The sequence below is a fragment of the Streptomyces sp. CB02980 genome (assembly GCF_014451325.2).
In the GTDB taxonomy this organism is placed as follows: domain Bacteria; phylum Actinomycetota; class Actinomycetes; order Streptomycetales; family Streptomycetaceae; genus Streptomyces.
In genome coordinates this window covers 144,305-164,977 of record NZ_JACSCH020000011.1, presented here as the reverse complement: position 1 = coordinate 164,977, position 20,673 = coordinate 144,305, and the positions used below count along the sequence as shown (strand labels likewise).

Below are 20,673 nucleotides of genomic sequence, written 5' to 3'. Positions count from 1 at the left end.
GGGACCCCCTTCCGTCGTTCTCGGCGTCAGGCCGACTTCTCGTGCCTGCCGTCGTTCTTCACGATCCGCGGGACCAGCGTCGGGTTCACGTTGTTGCGGACGACGTCCGCCGTGATGACCACGCGGGCCACGTCCTTGCGGGACGGGACCTCGTACATCACCGACTGGAGGACCTCCTCCATGATGGCCCGCAGGCCTCGCGCGCCGGTGCCGCGGAGGATCGCCTGGTCGGCGATGGCCTCCAGGGCCGGGCGGTCGAAGTCCAGCTCCACACCGTCGAGTTCGAAGAGGCGCTGGTACTGCTTCACCAGGGCGTTCCGCGGCTCGACCAGGATCTGGAGGAGCGCCTCGCGGTCCAGGTTGTGGACGGAGGTGAGGACGGGGAGGCGGCCGATGAACTCGGGGATCATCCCGAACTTCACCAGGTCCTCCGGCATGACCTCCTGGAACTGGTCGCTCGCCTCGATCTCGCGCTTGGAGCGGATGGTCGCCCCGAAGCCGATGCCCTTGGCGCCCGCCCGCGACTCGATGATCTTCTCAAGGCCGGCGAAGGCGCCGCCCACGATGAAGAGCACGTTCGTCGTGTCGATCTGGATGAACTCCTGGTGGGGGTGCTTTCGGCCGCCCTGCGGGGGGACCGAGGCCGTCGTCCCTTCCAGGATCTTCAGGAGGGCCTGCTGCACGCCCTCGCCGGAGACATCGCGGGTGATCGACGGGTTTTCGCTCTTACGGGCGACCTTGTCGATCTCGTCGATGTAGATGATCCCGGTCTCGGCCTTCTTGACGTCGTAGTCGGCCGCCTGGATCAGCTTGAGCAGGATGTTCTCGACGTCCTCGCCGACATAGCCGGCCTCCGTCAGCGCCGTCGCGTCGGCGATGGCGAACGGAACGTTGAGCATGCGCGCCAGCGTCTGCGCCAGGAGCGTCTTGCCGGAGCCCGTGGGGCCCAGCAGCAGAATGTTGGACTTCGCCAGCTCGATGGCGTCGTCCCGCCCCGCCCCGCCGCCGTTCTCGCCGGCCTGGACGCGCTTGTAGTGGTTGTACACCGCGACCGAGAGGGCCTTCTTCGCGGGCTCCTGCCCGACGACGTACCCCTCGAGGAACTCGTAGATCTCGCGGGGCTTGGGAAGTTCCTCCCAGCGCACCTCGCTCGTCTCCGCGAGTTCTTCCTCGATGATCTCGTTGCAGAGGTCGATGCACTCGTCGCAGATGTACACACCGGGTCCCGCGATGAGCTTCTTCACCTGCTTCTGGCTCTTTCCGCAGAACGAGCACTTGAGCAGGTCGCCGCCATCACCGATGCGTGCCACGAGGTGCTTCCCCTTCGCCTGGGAGCGCTTGGTTCAGCGACTCCTGGTGCCTCATATTCGACGGTACCTTGCCGGGCCCCCCGTTCGGGCCCCCCTTGGCACGGTTCACATGGTCGCGATTCGGCCACGCGTACCGTGCCACGGGAAGGTCGGGCGTCAGCGCTCCGCGGAGGCCGTGCTCTTACGGGTCGAGACGATCTGGTCGACCAGGCCGTACGCCAGGGCGTCCTCGGCCGTGAGGATCTTGTCACGCTCGATGTCGTCGCGGATCTTCTCGATCGGCGTCGAGGAGTGCTTGGCCAGCATCTCCTCGAGCTGGCTGCGCATCCGCAGGATCTCGCGGGCGGCGATCTCCAGGTCGGAGAGCTGCTCACGGCCGGTGCCGCCGGACGGCTGGTGGATCAGCACGCGGGCGTTCGGCAGGGCCATCCGCTTGCCGGGGGTGCCCGCGGCGAGCAGCACGGCCGCGGCGGAGGCCGCCTGGCCCATGCAGACCGTCTGGATGTCCGGCTTCACGAACTGCATGGTGTCGTAGATCGCCGTGAGGGCGGTGAAGGAGCCGCCCGGGCTGTTGATGTAGATCGAGATGTCGCGGTCCGGGTCCATCGACTCCAGGCACAGGAGCTGCGCCATGACGTCGTTGGCCGAGGCGTCGTCGATCTGCACGCCGAGGAAGATCACGCGCTCTTCGAAGAGCTTGGCGTACGGGTCGTACTCGCGGATGCCCTGCGAGGTGCGCTCGACGAAGCGCGGCACGACGTAGCGGTTGTCGATCGGCGCGCCGGTGTAGAGGCCGCTCGCGGAGAGGTTGTTCTGCATCTGGGTGTTCACCGTCCTGGTGGCGTTCGGTGGGCTGGGGCTCTTGGGCGGGCGGACGGGCTCAGGCGCCCGTGCCGCCGCCGCCCGGAACACCTGCGGCGTGCGTGATGATGTCGTCGATGAGGCCGTACTGCTTGGCCTCGTCCGCGGTGAACCAGCGGTCGCGGTCACCGTCACGGATGATCGTCTCGACGGTCTGGCCGGAGTGCTGCGCGGTGATCTCGGCCATCCGCTTCTTCGTGCGGAGCAGGTACTCGGCCTGGATCTTGATGTCGGAGGCGGTGCCGCCGATACCGGCGGAGCCCTGGTGCATCAGGATGTCGGTGTTCGGCAGCGCGAAGCGCTTGCCGGGGGCGCCGGCGGTGAGCAGGAACTGGCCCATGGAGGCCGCCATGCCCATGCCGATGGTGACGACGTCGTTCGGGATGAACTGGATGGTGTCGTAGACCGCCATCCCGGCCGTCACCGAGCCGCCGGGGCTGTTGATGTACAGGTAGATGTCCTTGTCCGGCTCGGCGGCCAGGAGGAGCATCTGGGCGGTGATCTTGTTGGCGATGTCGTCGTCGACCTGCTGGCCGAGGAAGATGATCCGCTCGCCGAGCAGCCGGTTGTAGACATGGTCGCCGAGGCCGCCACCGATGGACGGCTCACCCGCGGCGTAAGGCTTCAGATTCGTCACGTATCCACCTGCTCGTCTCCGACGGCCAGGGCCGTCTCAGCGTCTCGTACCGAGGGCACTGCCCTCTCTTCATGGACCCTAACGCGCAGGTAGGACAACGCCATCCCGGTTCCCGAACTGTTCGCTGGGAGCGCAAGGTAGTTGGGGGCGCATGGCCGGGTCCTCGTACGTCCACGGGCCCGTACGCACTGGAGTGCGTACGGGCCCGTGGAGCGGGGTCCGCGCGGGGCGGAGGGCCCCTTACTTGTCCTCGGAGACCTCGGCCTCGCCGGTGACGGCCTCGACGGCCTCGGCGGCGGTCTCGACCTCGTCCTCGTCGTCGGAGAGGTCGACGACCTCACCGTTGCTGTCGAGGACCTTGGCGGCCTCGACGACGACCGCGAGGGCCTTGCCGCGGGCGACCTCGCCGACGAGCATCGGAACCTGGCCACCCTCGGCCACGGCCTGGGCGAACTGGTCGGGGCTCATGCCGGAGGAGGCGGCACGGCGGAACAGGTGCTCGGTGAGCTCCTCGCGGGAGACGTCGAGCTTCTCCTTGTTGACGAGCTCATCGAGGATGAACTGCGTCTTGATGCCCTTCTCGGCCTGCTCCTTGGTCTCGGCCAGGAACTCTTCCTCGGTCTTGCCCTGGATCTCCAGGTACTTCACGAGGTCGAGGCCCATCTGGCCGAGCTGGTGGTGCTCCAGGTTGTGCTTGCGGGTGTTGATCTCGTCCTCGAGAAGCTTCTCGGGCATCGGGACCTCGACCAGCTTGAGGAGCTCGTCGAGGACGCGCTCCTGGGCCTGGGTGGCCTGGTCGAACTGCTTCATGTTCTCGAGGCGCTTGCGGCTGTCGGCCTTGAGCTCGTCGAGGGTGTCGAACTCCGACGCCATCTGCGCGAACTCGTCGTCGAGCTCGGGGAGCTCACGGGCGGAGACGGTGGTGACCTTGACGGTGACCTCCGCGTCCTTGCCCTCGGCGGAGCCGCCCTTCAGCTGCGAGGTGAAGGTGGCCTCGCCACCGGCCTCCAGGCCCTTGACGGCCTCGTCGATGCCTTCGAGCAGCTCGCCCGAACCGATGGTGTACGAGACGTCGCTCGCGACACCGTCGGGCAGGACCTCGCCGTCGACCTTGGCTTCGAGGTCGATGGTGACGACGTCGCCGTCCTGGGCGGCGCGCTCGACCGCGGAGGTCGAGGCGAAGCGCTCGCGGAGCTGCTCCACGGACTTCTCGACGTCCTCGTCGGTGACCTCGACCGCGTCGACGGTGACCTCGATGCCGGAGTAGTCCGGGATCTCGAGCGTCGGGCGGATGTCGACCTCGGCGGTGAAGGCCAGCAGCTCGCCGTCCTTCAGCTCGGTGATGTCGACCTCGGGCTGGCCCAGCGGGTTGACCTCGGCCTCGTTGACGGCCTCGGTGTAGAACTTCGGGAGCGCGTCGTTGACGGCCTCTTCCAGCACGGCGCCGCGGCCGAACCGCTGGTCGATCACGCGAGCCGGGATCTTGCCCTTACGGAAGCCCTTGACCGTGACCTGCTGGTTGATCTTCTTGTACGCCGCGTCGAGGCTGTCCTTGAGCTCCTCGAAGGGCACCTCGACAGTGAGCCGAACCCGAGTCGGGTTCAGGGTCTCCACGGCGCTCTTCACGGTTCGGTCTCCTTGTGGCTGATTCCTGGAATCCACCGGCGCCGCGTGTGGCGGTTCCGGCGGGTCGGCCCGGTCAGAAAGACACACGGGCACGCAGCTTGCATAGTAACCGCAAGCGGGATGACGCCCACAACGTGATCAAGAGCGCGCGGTCTTTGCGCGTGATCGTCATGGTCGGGGTGGCGGGATTTGAACCCACGGCCTTCCGCTCCCAAAGCGGACGCGCTACCAAGCTGCGCCACACCCCGTCGGTGCGACACGTAGGGTACATGGACGGGGACTGTACGGCGCCCCCTGTTTTCGGGGTGTGCGCGAAGGGCCCCCGAACCGCTACCATGCTCTTCGTGCCGCGGTCCTCGTGACCTGCGGCGCGATGCTGTGCGGGTGTAGCTCAATGGTAGAGCACTAGTCTTCCAAACTAGCTACGCGGGTTCGATTCCCGTCACCCGCTCCATGTGCTCGGGGCCGGTCAGGAGTTGTCTTCTCCTGACCGGCCCCGAGGCGTTTCACGGGGTGTCCCCCGTTCGTGCGAGATGCCGGGTCGGGCGGACGGCCGCAGACTGGGCTGAGATCGATCCCGTCCTTCTCCGCACCGGAGGCCGTCCATGAAGGACCTGAAGTTCGAGCAGAAGCGCTCGCTGTCCCGCGCCGAGGCCGCGGATCAGCTGACCGCGCTCGCCGCCGCCCTGCGCCAGGGCGGAGAGGCCGAGCTGGAGCTGGGGGCGGGGACCCTGAGCCTGCGCATCCCCGACGAGCTCCGCTGCGAGCTGGAATTCGAGGTGTCGAACGGGGAGATCGAGCTGGAGATCGAGTTCAAGTGGCCGACGGGCCGCGCCCGGAAGAGCGCGCCCGCGAAGCCGGCCGAGCCGGCGAAGACCGCGGCGGCGAAGTCGACCAGGACGGCCACACCGGCGAAGCGGGCGTCGCGCAAGGCGGCGGCCGGGCCCGCGTCGGCCTCCGGTGGCGGCCGGCGGACGAAGCGAGCGGCGGCGACGCCCTCCGCGGCGGCCGCGCCGGCCGCGACCTGAGAGTCGCCTCGGAGCTTTCCCGGGGTCCGCCTCAGAACTTTATCGAGGCGACCGTCTGCGTTATCGAGTCCAGGAAGCGCTGGATGTCGTCGGCCATGCCGGTGGAGGCGAGGAAGAAGCCGAAGAGGACCGCGACCACGGCCGGGCCGCCCTTGAGGTTCCCCCCGCGGATCAGCACCACCAGGATGATTGCCAACAGCAACACCACAGACAGTGAAATGGCCACAACTGATCACACCCTCGGTCGGTCCCGCCTTGCCCACCAGGGAGCCCGTGTCCCGGAACACCCCCCGCTGTCTCCATCGTGCCACCAACCCCCCTGCCCCCGCTGCCCGGTGACGAATCGTCGTGGACGAGATCACGTCGCCGCGGCGGACGCGGGTCAGGCGCGGCGGGAGATCAGCAGCAGGGCCCGGTCGTCGTTGACGTCCTTGGCGACGGCCTCGATCAGGTCCCAGGCGACGCCGTCGAAGCCTTCCACGACACAGCGGTCGGCCTCGCCGGTGAGGCGGTCGATGCCCTCGGCGATGTCCCGGTCGGCGGCCTCGACGAGGCCGTCGGTGAAGAGCATGAGGACGTCGCCGGGGCGCAGGGATCCCTTGTCCGGGTGGAACTCGGCGCCGTCGTAGACGCCGAGCAGCGGCCCGTCGGCGGCCTTCTCCTCCCACCGCCCGTTGCCCGCGTGCAGCTGGAGGGCGGGCAGGTGGCCGGCGGAGAAGAGCTCGTAGTCGCCGGACTCCAGGTCCAGGACGAGGTGGATGGAGGTGGCGAAGCCCTCGTCCCAGTTCTGGCGGAGCAGATAGCCGTTGGCCGCGGGCAGGAAGCCGTGCGGCGGGAGCGAGCCGAGGAGTCCGCCGAAGGCGCCGGAGAGCAGCAGGGAACGGGAGGCCGCGTCCATGCCCTTGCCGGAGACGTCGGTGAGGACGACCTCCAGGGTCCGGCCGCCGTGGGTGCGGGCGGCGACGACGAAGTCGCCGGAGAACGACTGGCCGCCGGCCGGGCGCAGGGCCATCTCGCGGTGCCAGCCCTGCGGGAGGCGCGGCAGGGCGCTCTGGACGCGGATGCGCTCGCGCAGGTCGAAGAGCATGGTGCCGCCGCGCCGCCAGGGCACCCCGACCCGGGCCCTGAACTGGGCGATGAGCAGTCCGAAGAGTCCGCAGGCGGCGACGACCAGGACGGTGCCGGGGGTCACGCGCGCGGGGCCCTGGGTGTACGGGCCGAGGACGATGGACTCGACGATGAGGGCGCCGGCGGCGGCCGCGTACAGACCGAGCAGGCTCGCGGGGCGCAGCAGCAGTCCGCCGGCCACGATCGGCAGCACGAGGGCGGCGGGTGCGCACCAGACCGGGTCGAGGAGCGTTCCGAAGGCGATGGCCGGAATCGTCAGCAGGAGTCCGGCGAAGGCGAGCCAGTCGGAGCCGTCCCCGCGGAAGTAGTCGACACCGGATCTGCGCAGCGCGATGCGGGCCCGGCGGGCGCGTCGGCGCATCCGGGCCGCGTACGTCTTCACTCCGGCGCGGTGTCCCATTGGCCTGGACCCTATCCATCCCGTCCGACATCGCGCAGGGGTACCCCTGTGACAATGTGCGCGAAATCGGGTCGCCCCGGGCGGGCGCCGCTGATATCGATGGCATATGACTACTGAACTGCGGGTTCTCGACCCGACCGAGTGGGACCGCTGGTACGGAGTCCTCGAACTCGCCTTCGGGGGTGTGCCCGAGGCACCGGAGGAACGGCAGCTGTGGCGCGACCTGACCGAGTTCGACCGGTCTCTGGGGGTTTGGGACGGTGACCTGTGTGTCGGCACGGCGGGGGCGTTCACGTTCCGGCTCACGGTGCCGGGCGGGGCGTCGGTCCCGGCCGGCGGCGTGACGATGGTGAGCGTGGCCGGCACGCACCGGCGGCGCGGGATCCTGACCTCGATGATGCGGCGGCAACTGGACGACCTGCGGGCGGCCGGCGAGTCGATCGCGGTGCTCACGGCCTCGGAGCCGGAGATCTACGGGCGGTTCGGGTACGGCCTGACCGCGTACACGGCACGGGCGACGATCGACACCACGCGGGTGCGGCTCACGGTGCCGGAGGGCACGGACGAGGTGCGGCTCCGGCAGGCCGATCCCACCGAGTCCTCGGCGGCGTGCGAGGCGGTGTACGCGCGCCTCGTGCCCACGCGGCCGGGCATGCTCGCCTCGATGCCCGGCTGGGAGCGCCTCGCGCTGATCGACCCGCCGGGCGACCGGGAGGGCGCGTCGCCGCGGCTCTGTGTGCTCGCCGAGCGGGACGGGGAGGTCGTGGGGTACGCCCATTACGCGATCAAGCCCGACTGGTCGTTCACGGGAGCGGCGGGGTCGGTGATCGTGCACCGGCTGTTCGGTCTCGACCCGGCGGCGGAGGCGGCGCTGTGGCGGTTCCTCTGCTCGGTGGACCTGACCTCGGAGGTACGGATCCTCAGTCGGCCGGTGGACGACGGCTGGCAGCACCTGGTGAGCGACATCCGGCGCTGCGCGCCGCATCTGCGGGACGCGCTGCATCTGCGGCTCGTGGAGGTGGGCGCGGCGCTGGAGGCGCGGACGTATCAGGCGGCGGTGGATGTGGTGTTCGAGGTCGAGGACGCGTTCTGTCCGTGGAACGAGGGGCGGTGGCGGCTGACGGGAGACCAGAAGGGCGCGACCTGCGTCCGTACCTCGGATCCGGCGGATCTGGCGCTGTCCGTAAGGGAGTTGGGCGCGGCATACCTGGGCGGGATCTCGCTGGCGTCGCTGGCGGGGGCCGGGCGGGTGCGGGAGCTGCGGGAAGGGGCCCTGGTGGAGGCGTCCGTCGCGTTCGGGTCGCCGGTCGCGCCGTGGCTGCCGCACGGGTTCTAGCGCAGCGCGCCCTCTAGAGCTGCTGGCAGCCCGGGCACCAGAAGAGGTTTCGGGCTGCCAGGTCCGCCGTGCGGATCTCCGTGGTGCAGAGGTGGCACGGCATGTGGGCGCGGCGGTAGACGTAGACCTCGCCGCCGTGGTCGTCCACGCGCGGCGGACGGCCCATCGCCTCGGGGGTGTGTTCGGGGCGGACCGTGTCGATGCGGTTCAGGCGGACGCCCTCGCGCATGAGCTCCCTCAGGTCCGTCCAGATCGCGTCCCATTCCCGGCGCGTCAGGTCCTTGCCCGTGCGGTAGGGGTCGATGCCGTGCCGGAAGAGGACCTCGGCACGGTAGACGTTGCCGACGCCGGCGATGACCTTCTGGTCCATGAGCAGCGCGGCGATCGTGGTGCGGGACTTAGAGACCCGGTGCCAGGCCCGGTCGGGGTCGTCGCCGTCGCGGAGCGGGTCCGGGCCGAGGCGGTCGTGTATCGCCTGCTTCTCGGCGTCCGTGATCAGCGCGCACGTGGTGGGGCCGCGGAGGTCGACGTACGACTCAGGGTTCGCGAGGCGCAGCCGGACCGTGTCGGTGGGCGGCGGGGCAGGCGCGTCCCCGAAGTTCACCTTGCCGAAGAGGCCCAGGTGGATGTGGACCCAGCCCATGCCGGCGAAGCCGAGGAAGAGGTGCTTGCCGTGGGCCTCGGTGGTGTCGAGCACGGTGCGGTCGAGCAGCGCCGCGGAGTCCGTGAACTTGCCCTGCGGGCTGGTCACCCGCACGGACCGGCCGCCGAACCGTTCCCGGTGGTCGGCGGCCAGTCGGTGGATCGTGTGCCCCTCGGGCATCAGGCGGTCGGCTCCTGCGGGTGGTGGGCCGGGATCGGGGGGAGCTCGCCGGTGTTCTCGTACGCGGTGAGCATGTCGATCCGGCGGGTGTGACGCTCGTCACCGGAGTACGGGGTGCTGAGGAAGATCTCGACGAACTTGGTCGCCTCTTCCCGGGTGTGCATCCGGCCGCCGACGGAGATCACGTTGGCGTTGTTGTGCTCGCGGCCGAGGGCGGCGGTCTGCTCGCTCCAGGCGAGGGCGGCGCGCACCCCCTTCACCTTGTTCGCGGCGATCTGCTCGCCGTTGCCCGAACCGCCGATGACGATGCCCAGGCCGTCCGGGTCCGCGGCCGTCTTCTCGGCGGCACGCAGGCAGAACGGCGGGTAGTCGTCCAGGGCGTCGTAGATGTGGGGACCGCAGTCGACGGGCTCGTGGCCGTGTGCCGTGAGCCACTCGACGAGGTGGTTCTTGAGTTCAAAGCCGGCGTGGTCGGAACCGATGTAGACGCGCATGAAACCGAGTGTGGCATGTCCGGGCCCGGGTAGCAGGCAGCGGGGTCGGGACCTTCACCCGGCCTGGTACGGACCTTCGACTCTCGCGAAGTGGTCCACACAACGATCCGGAATGAGGTCTTCCGATCACACCCGTTCCCGGTGTTCAATGCTCGGGCTCGCGACCCGAGCGCCCCCCACACGCAAGGAAGCGTTCATGAACACGCAACCGACCCTGACGAAGGACGGCGAGGAGACCGGTGCCCCCGGGGCACCGCACTCCTCCGACGGCCTCAAGGCCGGTCTCAAGAACCGTCACCTGTCGATGATCGCCATCGGTGGCGTCATCGGTGCCGGTCTCTTCGTCGGCTCCGGCTCCGGCATCGCCGCCGCCGGTCCCGCGATCCTGCTCTCGTACGCTCTCGTCGGCACCATGGTCGTCTTCGTGATGCGGATGCTCGGCGAGATGGCCGCCGCCCGGCCGTCCTCCGGCTCCTTCTCCGCCTACGCCGACCGGGCGCTCGGCCGCTGGGCCGGCTTCAGCATCGGCTGGCTCTACTGGTTCTTCTGGGTCGTCGTGCTCGCCGTCGAGGCGACCGCGGGCGCCAAGATCCTGGAGAGCTGGATCCCCGCCGTGCCGCAGTGGGGCTGGGCGCTCATCGTGATGGTGGTGCTCACCGCCACCAACCTCGGTTCCGTCGCCTCGTACGGCGAGTTCGAGTTCTGGTTCGCCGGCATCAAGGTCGTCGCGATCGGCGCGTTCGTCGTCATCGGCATGCTCGCCGTCTTCGGCGTGCTGCCCGGCTCGGACAACCCGGGCGCCGGGTTCGCGCATCTCACCGACAGCGGGGGCTTCTTCCCGATGGGCGCGGGGGCGATCCTCACCGGTGTGCTGATGGTCGTCTTCTCCTTCATGGGCAGCGAGATCGTCACCCTGGCCGCCGGCGAGTCCGAGGACCCGCAGCGGGCCGTCACCAAGGCCACCAACAGCGTCATCTGGCGCATCGGCGTCTTCTACCTGGGCTCGATCTTCATCGTCCTGACCCTGCTGCCGTGGAACGACAAGTCGATCGTCGAGAAGGGCTCGTACGTCGCCGCCCTCGACTCCATCGGCATCGCGCACGCCGGTCAGATCATGAACGTGATCGTCCTCACCGCCGTGCTCTCCTGCCTGAACTCGGGCCTCTACACCGCCTCCCGCATGGCCTTCTCGCTCGGCCGGCGCGGTGACGCGCCCAAGGCCTTCGCCAAGGTCAACAAGCGGGGCGTGCCGGTGGCGGCGATCCTCGGCTCGGTCGTCTTCGGCTTCGTCGCGGTCTTCTTCAACTACAAGTGGCCGGACACCGTCTTCGCGTTCCTGCTGAACTCCTCCGGCGCGGTGGCGCTCTTCGTCTGGCTGGTCATCTGTGTGACCCAGCTGCGGATGCGCGGCATCATCCTGCGCGAGACGCCGGAGAAGCTCGTCGTGAAGATGTGGCTCTTCCCGTACCTGACCTGGGCGACGATCGCCATGATCGTCTTCGTCCTCGGCTACATGATCTACGACGGCGGCAGCGCCCGTGAGCAGGTCGTCCTCTCGCTGCTCGTGGCCGCGCTCGTGATCGTGATCGCGCTGGTCAAGGAGCGGTTCACGAAGGCCTCGACGGAGGCCGCCACGGAGATCTCCGAGCGCGTCTAGCGCCGGGGGCACCCACGCGAGAGGGCCCGCCGTTCCTCGGGGAACGGCGGGCCCTCTTCGTATGCGCGCGGGTCCGTACCCACGGGGTGACGGCTCAGCCCTTGCGGTCGAGCAGCTTCCACGCGGTCGGCAGGACGCCCATCGCGAGGGCCGCCTTGAGGGCGTCGCCGATGAGGAACGGGGTGAGGCCCGCCGCGACGGCCTGGCCGAGGGTCATGCCGGTGGCGAGCGCCAGGTACGGCACGCCGACCGCGTAGATGATCGCGGAGCCCAGGACCATCGCGCCGGCCGTGCGGAGCACCGAGCGGTCCGCGCCCCGGCGGGCGAGGGCGCCGACGACGGTCGAGGCGAGCAGCATGCCGAGGACGTAGCCGAAGGACGGCATGCCGTAGCCCGAGGATGCCTGCGCGAACCACGGCACGCCCGCCATGCCGGCCACCGCGTACAGGGCAAGGGCGAGGAAGCCGCGGCGGGCGCCGAGGGCCGTGCCGACGAGCAGGGCGGCGAAGGTCTGGCCGGAGACCGGGACCGGCGAGCCGGGGACCGGGAGGGAGAGCTGCGCGGCGAGGCCGGTGAGGGCGGCGCCGCCGACGACCAGGGCGATGTCGCGGGCGCGGCTCGCGGCCACGCTCCCGCTCGTGGGCAGCAGGTCGGCGAGGACGGTTCCCGCACGGAGGGAACGGACGGGGGCGGCGGCGGTGCTCATCGGTACTCCGCGGGGGTGAGGGTGAGTGGGACGCCTTGACGGTATGCCAGGAGTGAACGCTCGATCACCGTCAGCCGCCGACAAAGCGACGGTCGAGTGCTTCGTTGAGAACGAACAAACCGCGACGATCACCCTTCTCGCCACGTGACGCTTGTCACTGGGAACTCCTGCGCGGAGGTCCCTTTTGCGCCAGGGGTCGTTCACTGGAGAGACTGTGGGGTCTCCATAAACCGTCAGAGAGCACGAGCCCCCACATGCACGACTCCCTCGCCTCCGAACCGGAGCCCCTCTCCCACGGTCTGAAGCAGCGTCATCTGACGATGCTGGGGCTCGGCGGTGTGATCGGCGCCGGGCTCTTCGTCGGATCCGGCGCGGGCATCGCCGTCGCCGGGCCAGGCATCGTGGTCTCGTATCTGATCGCCGGCGCCCTCGCGATGCTGGTCATGCGGATGCTGGGCGAGATGTCGGCGGCGATGCCCGCCTCGGGGGCCTTCTCGGTGCACGCCGAGCGCGCGCTCGGCCGGTGGGCCGGTTTCTCGGTGGGCTGGCTGTACTGGTTCCTGCTCGTCGTCGTCCTCGCCGTGGAGGCGACGGGCGCGGCGCGGATCGCGAACGGCTGGGTGCCGGAGGTCCCGCAGTGGGGCTGGGTGCTGATCTTCATGATCGTGTTCACCGTGGCCAACCTCGCGGCGGTGAAGAACTTCGGCGAGTTCGAGTTCTGGTTCGCGGCGCTCAAGGTCGGTGCGATCGTCCTCTTCCTGGTGCTCGGCACGCTGGCGATCGTGGGCTGGCTGCCCGACACGGATCCGGTGGGGCTCGCGAATCTGACCGGGCAGGGCGGTTTCCTGCCCAACGGCTGGTCGGGAGTGATCTCCGGGGTCCTCGCCGTCGTCTTCGCCTTCGGCGGTCTGGAGGTCGTCACGATCGCGGCGGCCGAGTCCGACGACCCGGCGCGGAACGTGGCCCGGGCGGTGCGCAGCGCGGTCTGGCGGATCCTCCTCTTCTACGTGGGCTCGATGCTGGTCATCGTGACGCTGCTGCCCTGGACCTCGATGGAGCCGGGCGAGTCGCCGTACGTCGCCGTCCTGGACGCGATCGGGGTGCCGGGGGCGGGCCAGATCATGAACGTGGTGGTGTTCGTGGCGCTGCTCTCGGCGCTCAACGCGAACCTGTACGGCTCCTCGCGGATGGTGTTCTCGCTGGCCGAGCGCGGCGAGGCGCCGAAGGGGCTGCTGCGGGTCTCGGGCGGCGGGGTGCCGCGCCGGGCGGTGCTCGCCTCGGTGGCCTTCGGCTTCGTCTCCGTACTGCTGAATCTGAAGTGGCCGGATTCCGTCTTCCTCTACATGCTCAACGCCGTCGGCGCGGTGCTGCTCTTCGTCTGGGCGCTGATCGCGGTCTCGCAGCTGCGGCTGCGGCGCCGGATCGAGCGCGAGGCCCCGGAGACGCTGACGCTGAGGATGTGGGGCTTCCCGTGGCTGACCTGGGTGGCGCTCGCGGCGATGGGCGCGGTGCTGGTCCTGATGCTGACGGACGACGCGGCCCGGCCGCAGGTGCTGTGGTCGGGGGCGGCGACCGGGGCGGTGCTGCTGGTCGCCTGGGCCCGGGAACTGCGTACGAAGCGAGGTTAGATCTTCACCTTGTGTGAAGGTCGTGCCCGTATAGCGGACATCCGTTCCCTGTCAGCGGTGGTGGCCCACAGACTGTGGGCTCCCTCCCCGTCTCAGCTAGTGAACAGGGCTCGCCCATGTCTCGGACCACCGCGCCCGCGCCGGCCGACCGCAAGGACGGCGCGACCGCACCCGCCGAAGGCCTCACCCACGGCCTCAAGCAGCGCCATCTCTCGATGATCGCCCTCGGCGGCGTCATCGGCGCCGGGCTCTTCGTCGGCTCCGGCGCCGGCATCGCCGCCGCCGGGCCCTCGATCGTGATCGCCTACGCGATCTCCGGCATCCTCGTGATGCTGGTGATGCGCATGCTCGGCGAGATGTCCGCGGCGAACCCGGCCTCCGGCTCGTTCTCCGTCCACGCCGAGCGGGCCCTCGGCCCCTGGGCCGGGTTCACCGCCGGCTGGGCCTTCTGGTTCCTGCTCTGCGTCGCCGTCGGCCTGGAGGGCATCGGCGCCGCGAAGATCATGACCGGCTGGTTCCCGGACAGCCCCGAGTGGGCCTGGGTCGCGCTCTTCATGCTGGTCTTCTGCGTCACCAACCTCGCGGCCGTGAAGAACTTCGGCGAGTTCGAGTTCTGGTTCGCCGCGCTCAAGGTCGGCGCGATCGTCCTCTTCCTCGGCATCGGCGTCCTCGCGATCGTCGGCGTCCTGCCCGGCACGGACGCCCCCGGCACCGCGAACCTCACCGGCGACGGCGGCTTCTTCCCGCACGGCTCCGAGGGCCTGATCGTGGGTCTGCTCGCCTCCGTCTTCGCGTACGGCGGTCTGGAGACGGTCACCATCGCGGCGGCCGAGTCGGAGCACCCGGTACAGGGCGTCGCCAAGGCGGTCCGTACGGCGATGTGGCGGATCGCGCTCTTCTACATCGGCTCGATGGCGGTCATCGTCACCCTCGTCCCGTGGGGCGACAAGGGGGTCGTCGAGAAGGGCCCGTACGTCGCGACCCTCGACCACCTGGGCATCCCGGCGGCCGGCCAGATCATGAACGTCGTCGTGCTCGTCGCCCTGCTGTCGGCGATGAACGCCAACATCTACGGCGCCTCCCGCATGGCCGGTTCGCTCGTCTCGCGCGGCCAGGGCCCGAAGGCGCTCGGCCGCACCTTCGGCGGGGTCCCCCGCCCGGCGGTGCTCGTCTCCTCCGTCTTCGGCTTCGCCTGCGTGCTGCTCAGCTACTGGCGTCCGGACGACATCTTCGTCTGGCTGCTCAACACGATCGGCGCGATCATCCTGGTCGTCTGGTTCTTCATCGCCGCCTCCCAGCTGGTGCTGCGCCGCCGCACCGAGCGCGAGGCGCCCGAGAAGCTGGTCGTGCGGATGTGGGCCTTCCCGGTGCTGACCTGGGTGGCGCTCGCCGGCATGGCGGCGATCTTCGTCCTGATGGCCCGTGAGGAGGGCACGCGGGTGCAGCTGTACTGGACGGGCGGCCTGACGCTGCTGCTCGCCGCCGTCGGCTTCGCGCGGCAGAAGCTGCGGGGGCCGGTGACCGAGGAGTCCTGAGCCTCCCTCCTCCCGCGTGACCGCGCCCCGTCGAGCAGCTCGTGCTCGGCGGGGCGCGGTGCCGTGTCCGGAGGGGGTGGGGTCGGAACGGGGTCAGACTCCGCAGCACGGGGCCGCCCGTACGTACCCGCCGGCGTTCTCGTCGTCCGTGCCGAGCAGGGCATCGCCCGTGCCGGGCAGGCACTCCACGGCCTCGATCTTGTAGCCGGGGAAGGTGCCGAGGACCTTCGGTGCCGCTTCGAGCGAGATCCGTACCCGGCCGACGGCCGAGAGGGTCACCCGGCCCGCGTCGCTCACGGCCGAGTCGAACGGGCCGTCATCTCCGGCGTCCGACGCCGAACCGACCAGGATCCGGCCGGAGTCGGTCACCGTGATGTCGGAGATGTGGCGCGTCCCGGCGTCGGTCGGATACGCCGACCGGTAGACCCGCCGGCTGGCGGCGCCGAACAGCACCTGCCCCCAGGACGCGAACGAGAGCGGCGCCGCGTACAGGGTGGCGGGCCGGTCCGTACCGGAGCCGCGGTCCGCCCACAGCGCGGCGAACATCCCGTCCCGGGACACGAGGGCGAAGCTCTCGAAGTCGTCGCCCTCGCCGATCTCCAGGAGCGGGGAGTAGTCGAGGACGGTGGCGGTGTCGCCGTCGACCTTGATGCGGTAGACGATGCCGCGGGCGGCGAGGGCCAGGTACTCGCCGGGTGCGCCGGGGACGGCCTCGATCGCCTCCAGGTCGATGGGCTCGGCCCCGGTCCAGGAGAGCGGGGTGACGGTGGCGGGACCCTCCGCGTGGATGAGGCGGGAGAGGCGCTGCTGTCCGGTCCGCTTGTTGTCGTGGACGACCAGCGCGCCGGCGCCCTCGTGGGCGATGCCGCTGATGCCACTGCGTGCGTCGGTGCCGACCTGCTGCCAGTCCTCGGGGGCGGCGACTGCGGGGGTGGCGCCGAGCACGGCGAGGAGCGTGGTCGCCGCGAGAAGTCTCAGGGGGAGTCTCATGCGAGCACGTTATGGATCTTGGTGGGACCGGTCCCAGTGCCGGTTGACCCGTTCGGCGGAGCGCGCGGAAGCAGGACGAACGCACCAGGGACCAGGACCGGCTTAGGACCAAGGGCTGATCACCTACGACGTGCACCTACTGTTAGCCTGCACCTGCATATAGGTTGCAATAAGAGGTCAGGCGAAGGGCTCGGCAATGGCGATCTACACACTTCCGGAGCTGCCGTACGACTACGCGGCGCTGGAACCGGTGATCAATCCGCAGATCATCGAGCTGCACCACGACAAGCACCACGCCGCGTACGTCAAGGGCGCGAACGACACCCTGGAGCAGCTGGAGGAGGCGCGCGACAAGGACCAGTGGGGCGCGATCAACGGCCTGGAGAAGAACCTGGCCTTCCACCTCTCGGGCCACATCCTGCACTCCATCTACTGGAACAACATGAACAGCCCGAAGGAGGGAGGCGGCGGCGAGCCGCTGGCCGCCGACGGCGTCGGTGACCTCGCGGACGCGATCACCGAGTCCTTCGGCTCCTTCGCCAAGTTCAAGGCCCAGCTGACCAAGGCCTCCGCGACCACCCAGGGCTCCGGCTGGGGCGTCCTCGCGTACGAGCCGATCAGCGGCCGGCTCATCGTCGAGCAGGTCTACGACCACCAGGGCAACGTCGGCCAGGGCTCGGTACCGGTCCTGGTCTTCGACGCCTGGGAGCACGCCTTCTACCTGCAGTACAAGAACCAGAAGGTGGACTTCATCGAGGCCATGTGGCAGGTCGTCAACTGGCAGGACGTCAGCAGGCGCTACCACGCCGCCAAGGCCTCCGTACCGCTGATCTCCTTCTGATCGGTGCCCGAGAGGGCTCCCCTGTCGTCCTGCTCGTGATCGTCTTCTCAACCTTCACTCGCAGGCGGATGAAAGAAGAACCCCCGTGATGACGTGAATCACGGGGGTTCTTCCATGCCTCGGCAGAGGCCTCACGGACTACTTGAAGCTGGGCTCCGCCGTCCGCGTGCGCTTGATCTCGTAGAAGCCCGGCGTCGACGCCACGAGCAGGGTGCCGTCCCAGAGCCGGGCCGCCGCCTCGCCGCGCGGGGTCGGGGTGACGACGGGGCCGAAGAAGGCGACCTCGTCGCCGTCCGCGCCCGGCACCGCGATGACCGGGGTGCCGACGTCCTGGCCGACCTTCGATATGCCCTCGGTGTGCGAGGCGCGCAGCTCGGCGTCGTAGGTGTCCTTGTCGGCGTACTCGACCAGGTCCTCGGGCAGCCCCGCGTCGGTCAGGGCGCCGACGATCGCCTCTCGGGTCGGGCCCTCGCCGTTGTTGTGGAAGCGGGTGCCGAGCGCGGTGTAGAGCTTGCCGACGACCTCGTCGCCGTGCAGCTGCTGGGCTGCGATGACGACCCGGACGGGGCCCCAGGCCTTGGTCTCCAGCATCTCCCGGTACTCGGCGGGGACCTCGTCGAGACGGTTCTCGTTGAGCACGGCCAGGCTCATGACCTTCCACCGCACGTCGACCGGGCGGACCTGCTCCACCTCCAGCATCCAGCGGGAGGTCATCCAGGCCCAGGGGCACAGCGGGTCGAAGTAGAAGTCGGCGGTGGTCCTGCTCTCGGACATGTCACTCCTCGGTACGGCCGTGGCGAAAAGAAAGGCGGAAAGAAGACGGTGGTGCGCCGAAAGGAGGGAACCCCCGGACGCGCGACGGCATTCCCGTGTCCCGGGTGACAGCTGCACATGGGAAGATCGGTGCTGTTTCGAACGTGCCACGAAGGAGTGACCGTGCCCGGTGAGAATCTGTCCCGCGACGAGGCCCACGAGCGGGCGGCGCTGCTGTCCGTCGACGGGTACGAGGTCGTCCTCGACCTGCGCTCGGCGGTCGGCGACTCGGCCGAGGCCGTGCGCACCTTCCGCTCGGAGACGACGATCCGCTTCCGCCGCACCGGCGAGGGCACGAGCACGTTCGTGGATCTGATCGCCCCGTCCGTGACCGCGGTCACCCTCAACGGGCGCTCCCTCGACCCGGCGGTCGTCTTCGACGGCTCCCGGATCGTGCTCGACGGGCTCGCCGACGAGAACGTCCTCGTGGTGGACGCGCAGTGCGCCTACAGCCGGACCGGCGAGGGCATGCACCGCTTCGTCGACCCGGAGGACGGCGAGGTCTACCTCTACACGCAGTACGAGCCGGCCGACGCCCGCCGGGTGTACGCGAACTTCGAGCAGCCCGACCTCAAGGCCCCGTACCGCTTCGCGGTGACCGCGCCCGAGGGCTGGACGGTCTGGTCGAACGGCGTGGGCGAGCAGGACGCCGAGGGCGTGTGGCGGTTCGCCGAGACGGCGCCGATCTCCACGTACATCACCTGTGTCGTGGCGGGGCCGTACCACTACGTCACGGACAGCTACACGCGGACGCTGGCCGACGGGACCGAGCTGGAGATCCCGCTCGGCGCGATGTGCCGCAAGGGGCTCGCCAAGCACTTCGACGCGGACGACGTCTTCCTGATCACCAAGCAGGGCTTCGACTTCTTCCACGACAACTTCGACTACCCGTACCCCTTCGGGAAGTACGACCAGGCCTTCGTCCCCGAGTACAACCTCGGCGCGATGGAGAACCCGGGCATGGTGACCTTCCGCGAGGAGTACATCTACCGGGGCAAGGTGACGCAGGCGGCGTACGAGCGCCGGGCGAACGTCATCCTGCACGAGATGGCGCACATGTGGTTCGGCGACCTCGTCACCATGGTGTGGTGGGACGACCTGTGGCTGAAGGAGTCCTTCGCGGACTTCATGGGCTCCTTCTCGCTCGCCGAGGCGACCCGCTTCACCAACAGCTGGGTGACCTTCGCCAACAACCGCAAGGCCTGGGCGTACCGCGCCGACCAGCTGCCGTCCACGCACCCGATCACGGCCGACATCCGTGACCTGGAGGACGCCAAGCTCAACTTCGACGGCATCACGTACGCCAAGGGCGCGTCGGTGCTCAAGCAGCTCGTCGCCTACGCCGGCCGGGACGCGTTCCTGGAGGGCGCGCGCCGCTACTTCAAGCGCCACGCGTACGGGAACACGCGGCTCGCCGACCTCCTCACCATCCTGGAGGAGACCTCGGGCCGCGACATGAAGGCCTGGGCGAAGTCCTGGCTCCAGACCTCCGGCGTGAACACCCTGACGCCGGCCGTCACCTACGACGCCGAGGGCCGGATCACCGAGCTCGCGGTCCTCCAGGAGGGCGACGAGCTGCGCCCCCACCGCGCCGCCGTCGGCCTCTACCGGCTCTCCGGCGGAGAGCTCGTCCGGTACGCGCGCGCCGAGGCCGACATCACCGGGGCCCGGACCGTCGTCGCCGACCTGGCGGGCGAGGAGAAGCCCGACCTGGTCCTCGTCAACGACGACGACCTCACCTACTGCAAGGTCCGCTTCGACGAGGACTCGCTCGCCACCCTGCGCGCGCACCTCGGCGACATCACCGACCCGCTGGCCCGCGCCCTGTGCTGGTCGGCGCTGTGGAACCTGACCCGCGACGCCCTGATGCCCGCCCGGGACTTCGTCTCCGTCGTCCTCGCCTTCGCGGGCCGCGAGACCGACATCGGCGTCCTCCAGATGGTGCACGCCTGGGGCAAGTCCGCGGTCACCCACTACGCGGCACCCGCGTGGCGCGAGGAGGGCGGGCGGCTGCTCGCCGAGGGCGCCCTGCGCGAGCTGCGGGTGGCCGAGCCGGGCAGCGAGCACCAGCTGACCTGGGCGCGGTTCTTCGCCGCGACGGCCTCGTCCGACGCCGGGTTCCAGCTCCTCGAAGGGCTGCTCGACGGCACGGCGAAGATCGACGGGCTCGACGTCGACCAGGAGCTGCGCTGGTCGCTGCTCTCGCCGCTCGCCGCGCACGGCCGCGCGGACGAGAGGCGGATCGGCGAGGAGCTGACCCGGGACGACACGGCGACGGGCAAGCGCCACCAGGTCCGCCTGCTGGCCTCGCGGCCCTCGGCGGCCGTCAAGGCGCAGGCCTGGGCGCAGGTCGTCGAGTCGGACACCCTGTCGAACGCTCTCGTCGAGGCGACGATCGCGGGCTTCGTCCAGCCCTCGCAGCGCGAACTGATCGCCCCCTACGCGGAGAAGTACTTCGCGGTGATCGAGCGGCTGTGGGCCGAGCGGTCGATCCAGATCGGCATGGACGTCGTCCGGGGCCTGTTCCCGGCGCTCCAGGACGACGAGGCGACGCTGGCCGCGACGGACGCCTGGCTGTCGGCGCACGAGACGGCCGCCCCGGCCCTTCGCCGGCTGGTCCTGGAGTCGCGGGACGACCTGGCGCGGGCGCTGCGGGCGCAGGACCGTGACGGACGCCTGGCCGGCTGACGTCCTCGGTCGACGGCGGTGGGGGTCGCGGACTTCGGTCCGCGGCCCCCTCCGGGCTTTCCGGGCCCGCGCCGGGGCGGGCCGGGGCGCGTCCCTCATCGGCACTCGAACGCGCGTACTTTAGGGCGGGGTTGTCCCTAATTGTCGACGAGCGTGTAACAGGGGTTAGGGC

The 20,673-nt window shown here is 69.8% G+C and carries 18 protein-coding genes and 2 tRNA genes; 8 read left to right on the top strand and 12 right to left on the bottom strand.

Annotation, left to right across the window (positions count from 1 at the left end):
- Positions 1-26: 26 nt before the first annotated feature.
- The 5 genes from clpX to E0F75_RS23285 all read right to left on the bottom strand — a co-directional run bounded on the left by clpX (position 27) and on the right by E0F75_RS23285 (position 4,682).
- Complete coding sequence (clpX, locus tag E0F75_RS23305; RefSeq protein ID WP_024755522.1) at positions 27-1,310, bottom strand: ATP-dependent Clp protease ATP-binding subunit ClpX; 1,284 nt, start codon at positions 1,308-1,310, stop codon at positions 27-29.
- Between the two features lie 156 nt (positions 1,311-1,466).
- On the bottom strand, positions 1,467-2,129 hold the full coding sequence (locus E0F75_RS23300; RefSeq protein WP_187624635.1) for an ATP-dependent Clp protease proteolytic subunit: 663 nt from the start codon (positions 2,127-2,129) through the stop codon (positions 1,467-1,469).
- Positions 2,130-2,190: 61 nt separating this feature from the next.
- Positions 2,191-2,808: an ATP-dependent Clp protease proteolytic subunit gene (locus E0F75_RS23295; protein ID WP_187624503.1), complete on the bottom strand. Its 618-nt coding sequence runs from the start codon at positions 2,806-2,808 to the stop codon at positions 2,191-2,193.
- A gap of 240 nt (positions 2,809-3,048) precedes the next feature.
- Positions 3,049-4,434 carry a trigger factor gene (gene tig / locus E0F75_RS23290; protein WP_187624502.1) on the bottom strand — a complete coding sequence of 462 codons (1,386 nt, stop codon included), beginning with the start codon at positions 4,432-4,434 and terminating at the stop codon, positions 3,049-3,051.
- A gap of 171 nt (positions 4,435-4,605) precedes the next feature.
- Positions 4,606-4,682 (bottom strand) — tRNA-Pro (locus tag E0F75_RS23285).
- 132 nt (positions 4,683-4,814) lie between these two features.
- Between E0F75_RS23285 and E0F75_RS23280 the strand changes: the two genes are divergently transcribed.
- Positions 4,815-4,888 (top strand) — tRNA-Gly (locus E0F75_RS23280).
- 151 nt (positions 4,889-5,039) lie between these two features.
- Positions 5,040-5,462 carry an amphi-Trp domain-containing protein gene (locus E0F75_RS23275; RefSeq protein ID WP_187624501.1) on the top strand — a complete coding sequence of 141 codons (423 nt, stop codon included), beginning with the start codon at positions 5,040-5,042 and terminating at the stop codon, positions 5,460-5,462.
- A gap of 31 nt (positions 5,463-5,493) precedes the next feature.
- Here the strand turns inward: E0F75_RS23275 and E0F75_RS23270 are convergent, their stop codons facing one another.
- Positions 5,494-5,688: a hypothetical protein gene (locus tag E0F75_RS23270; protein ID WP_015033610.1), complete on the bottom strand. Its 195-nt coding sequence runs from the start codon at positions 5,686-5,688 to the stop codon at positions 5,494-5,496.
- Between the two features lie 156 nt (positions 5,689-5,844).
- Positions 5,845-6,990 carry a PP2C family protein-serine/threonine phosphatase gene (locus tag E0F75_RS23265; RefSeq protein ID WP_187624500.1) on the bottom strand — a complete coding sequence of 382 codons (1,146 nt, stop codon included), beginning with the start codon at positions 6,988-6,990 and terminating at the stop codon, positions 5,845-5,847.
- 106 nt (positions 6,991-7,096) lie between these two features.
- On the opposite strand from E0F75_RS23265, the gene E0F75_RS23260 reads away from it, so the two are divergent.
- Positions 7,097-8,326: a GNAT family N-acetyltransferase gene (locus E0F75_RS23260; RefSeq protein WP_187624499.1), complete on the top strand. Its 1,230-nt coding sequence runs from the start codon at positions 7,097-7,099 to the stop codon at positions 8,324-8,326.
- A gap of 13 nt (positions 8,327-8,339) precedes the next feature.
- On the opposite strand, the gene E0F75_RS23255 is transcribed toward E0F75_RS23260, so the two are convergent.
- Both E0F75_RS23255 and E0F75_RS23250 read right to left on the bottom strand, forming a co-directional pair.
- On the bottom strand, positions 8,340-9,149 hold the full coding sequence (locus E0F75_RS23255) for an Fpg/Nei family DNA glycosylase (RefSeq protein ID WP_187624498.1): 810 nt from the start codon (positions 9,147-9,149) through the stop codon (positions 8,340-8,342).
- Entirely contained in the window at positions 9,149-9,643 is a 495-nt protein-coding gene (locus E0F75_RS23250) for a ribose-5-phosphate isomerase (RefSeq protein WP_187624497.1), read from the bottom strand. The genes E0F75_RS23255 and E0F75_RS23250 overlap by 1 nt, the downstream gene beginning before the upstream one ends.
- A 196-nt stretch (positions 9,644-9,839) precedes the next feature.
- On the opposite strand from E0F75_RS23250, the gene E0F75_RS23245 reads away from it, so the two are divergent.
- Positions 9,840-11,300, top strand: a complete 1,461-nt coding sequence (locus E0F75_RS23245) for an amino acid permease (RefSeq protein WP_187624496.1) — start codon at positions 9,840-9,842, stop codon at positions 11,298-11,300.
- 94 nt (positions 11,301-11,394) lie between these two features.
- Here E0F75_RS23245 and E0F75_RS23240 read toward each other — a convergent pair whose 3' ends face one another.
- Complete coding sequence (locus E0F75_RS23240) at positions 11,395-12,006, bottom strand: biotin transporter BioY (RefSeq protein WP_187624495.1); 612 nt, start codon at positions 12,004-12,006, stop codon at positions 11,395-11,397.
- 254 nt (positions 12,007-12,260) lie between these two features.
- On the opposite strand from E0F75_RS23240, the gene E0F75_RS23235 reads away from it, so the two are divergent.
- Together E0F75_RS23235 and E0F75_RS23230 are read left to right on the top strand one after the other, a co-directional pair.
- The gene (locus E0F75_RS23235; RefSeq protein ID WP_187624494.1) at positions 12,261-13,634 is read left to right on the top strand and encodes an amino acid permease; all 1,374 of its coding nucleotides are present in this window, start codon (positions 12,261-12,263) and stop codon (positions 13,632-13,634) included.
- A gap of 116 nt (positions 13,635-13,750) precedes the next feature.
- Positions 13,751-15,169, top strand: a complete 1,419-nt coding sequence (locus tag E0F75_RS23230) for an amino acid permease (protein WP_187624493.1) — start codon at positions 13,751-13,753, stop codon at positions 15,167-15,169.
- A gap of 93 nt (positions 15,170-15,262) precedes the next feature.
- On the opposite strand, the gene E0F75_RS23225 is transcribed toward E0F75_RS23230, so the two are convergent.
- On the bottom strand, positions 15,263-16,159 hold the full coding sequence (locus tag E0F75_RS23225; RefSeq protein WP_187624492.1) for a hypothetical protein: 897 nt from the start codon (positions 16,157-16,159) through the stop codon (positions 15,263-15,265).
- A gap of 196 nt (positions 16,160-16,355) precedes the next feature.
- On the opposite strand from E0F75_RS23225, the gene E0F75_RS23220 reads away from it, so the two are divergent.
- Positions 16,356-17,000 (top strand): superoxide dismutase, encoded by a 645-nt coding sequence (locus tag E0F75_RS23220; protein WP_187624491.1) that lies wholly within the window; start codon positions 16,356-16,358, stop codon positions 16,998-17,000.
- Positions 17,001-17,138: 138 nt separating this feature from the next.
- Here the strand turns inward: E0F75_RS23220 and E0F75_RS23215 are convergent, their stop codons facing one another.
- The gene (locus E0F75_RS23215; protein WP_187624490.1) at positions 17,139-17,774 is read right to left on the bottom strand and encodes a DsbA family protein; all 636 of its coding nucleotides are present in this window, start codon (positions 17,772-17,774) and stop codon (positions 17,139-17,141) included.
- A 162-nt stretch (positions 17,775-17,936) separates the two neighbouring features.
- Here E0F75_RS23215 and pepN point away from each other — a divergent pair, with 162 nt between their 5' ends.
- Complete coding sequence (gene pepN / locus E0F75_RS23210; protein ID WP_187624489.1) at positions 17,937-20,501, top strand: aminopeptidase N; 2,565 nt, start codon at positions 17,937-17,939, stop codon at positions 20,499-20,501.
- The last annotated feature ends 172 nt before the right edge of the window (positions 20,502-20,673 follow it).

Excerpts from the sequence above, each read along its gene's own strand:
- E0F75_RS23255 (WP_187624498.1), bottom strand. The coding sequence starts at position 9,149 with ATGCCCGAGGGGCACACGATCCACCGACTGGCCGCCGACCACCGGGAA.
- E0F75_RS23260 (WP_187624499.1), top strand. The coding sequence starts at position 7,097 with ATGACTACTGAACTGCGGGTTCTCGACCCGACCGAGTGGGACCGCTGG.
- E0F75_RS23230 (WP_187624493.1), top strand. The coding sequence starts at position 13,751 with ATGTCTCGGACCACCGCGCCCGCGCCGGCCGACCGCAAGGACGGCGCG.
- E0F75_RS23245 (WP_187624496.1), top strand. The coding sequence starts at position 9,840 with ATGAACACGCAACCGACCCTGACGAAGGACGGCGAGGAGACCGGTGCC.
- E0F75_RS23220 (WP_187624491.1), top strand. The coding sequence starts at position 16,356 with ATGGCGATCTACACACTTCCGGAGCTGCCGTACGACTACGCGGCGCTG.
- E0F75_RS23265 (WP_187624500.1), bottom strand. The coding sequence starts at position 6,990 with ATGGGACACCGCGCCGGAGTGAAGACGTACGCGGCCCGGATGCGCCGA.
- E0F75_RS23300 (WP_187624635.1), bottom strand. The coding sequence starts at position 2,129 with ATGCAGAACAACCTCTCCGCGAGCGGCCTCTACACCGGCGCGCCGATC.
- E0F75_RS23240 (WP_187624495.1), bottom strand. The coding sequence starts at position 12,006 with ATGAGCACCGCCGCCGCCCCCGTCCGTTCCCTCCGTGCGGGAACCGTC.
- E0F75_RS23250 (WP_187624497.1), bottom strand. The coding sequence starts at position 9,643 with ATGCGCGTCTACATCGGTTCCGACCACGCCGGCTTTGAACTCAAGAAC.
- E0F75_RS23275 (WP_187624501.1), top strand. The coding sequence starts at position 5,040 with ATGAAGGACCTGAAGTTCGAGCAGAAGCGCTCGCTGTCCCGCGCCGAG.
- E0F75_RS23215 (WP_187624490.1), bottom strand. The coding sequence starts at position 17,774 with ATGTCCGAGAGCAGGACCACCGCCGACTTCTACTTCGACCCGCTGTGC.
- E0F75_RS23235 (WP_187624494.1), top strand. The coding sequence starts at position 12,261 with ATGCACGACTCCCTCGCCTCCGAACCGGAGCCCCTCTCCCACGGTCTG.
- E0F75_RS23225 (WP_187624492.1), bottom strand. The coding sequence starts at position 16,159 with ATGAGACTCCCCCTGAGACTTCTCGCGGCGACCACGCTCCTCGCCGTG.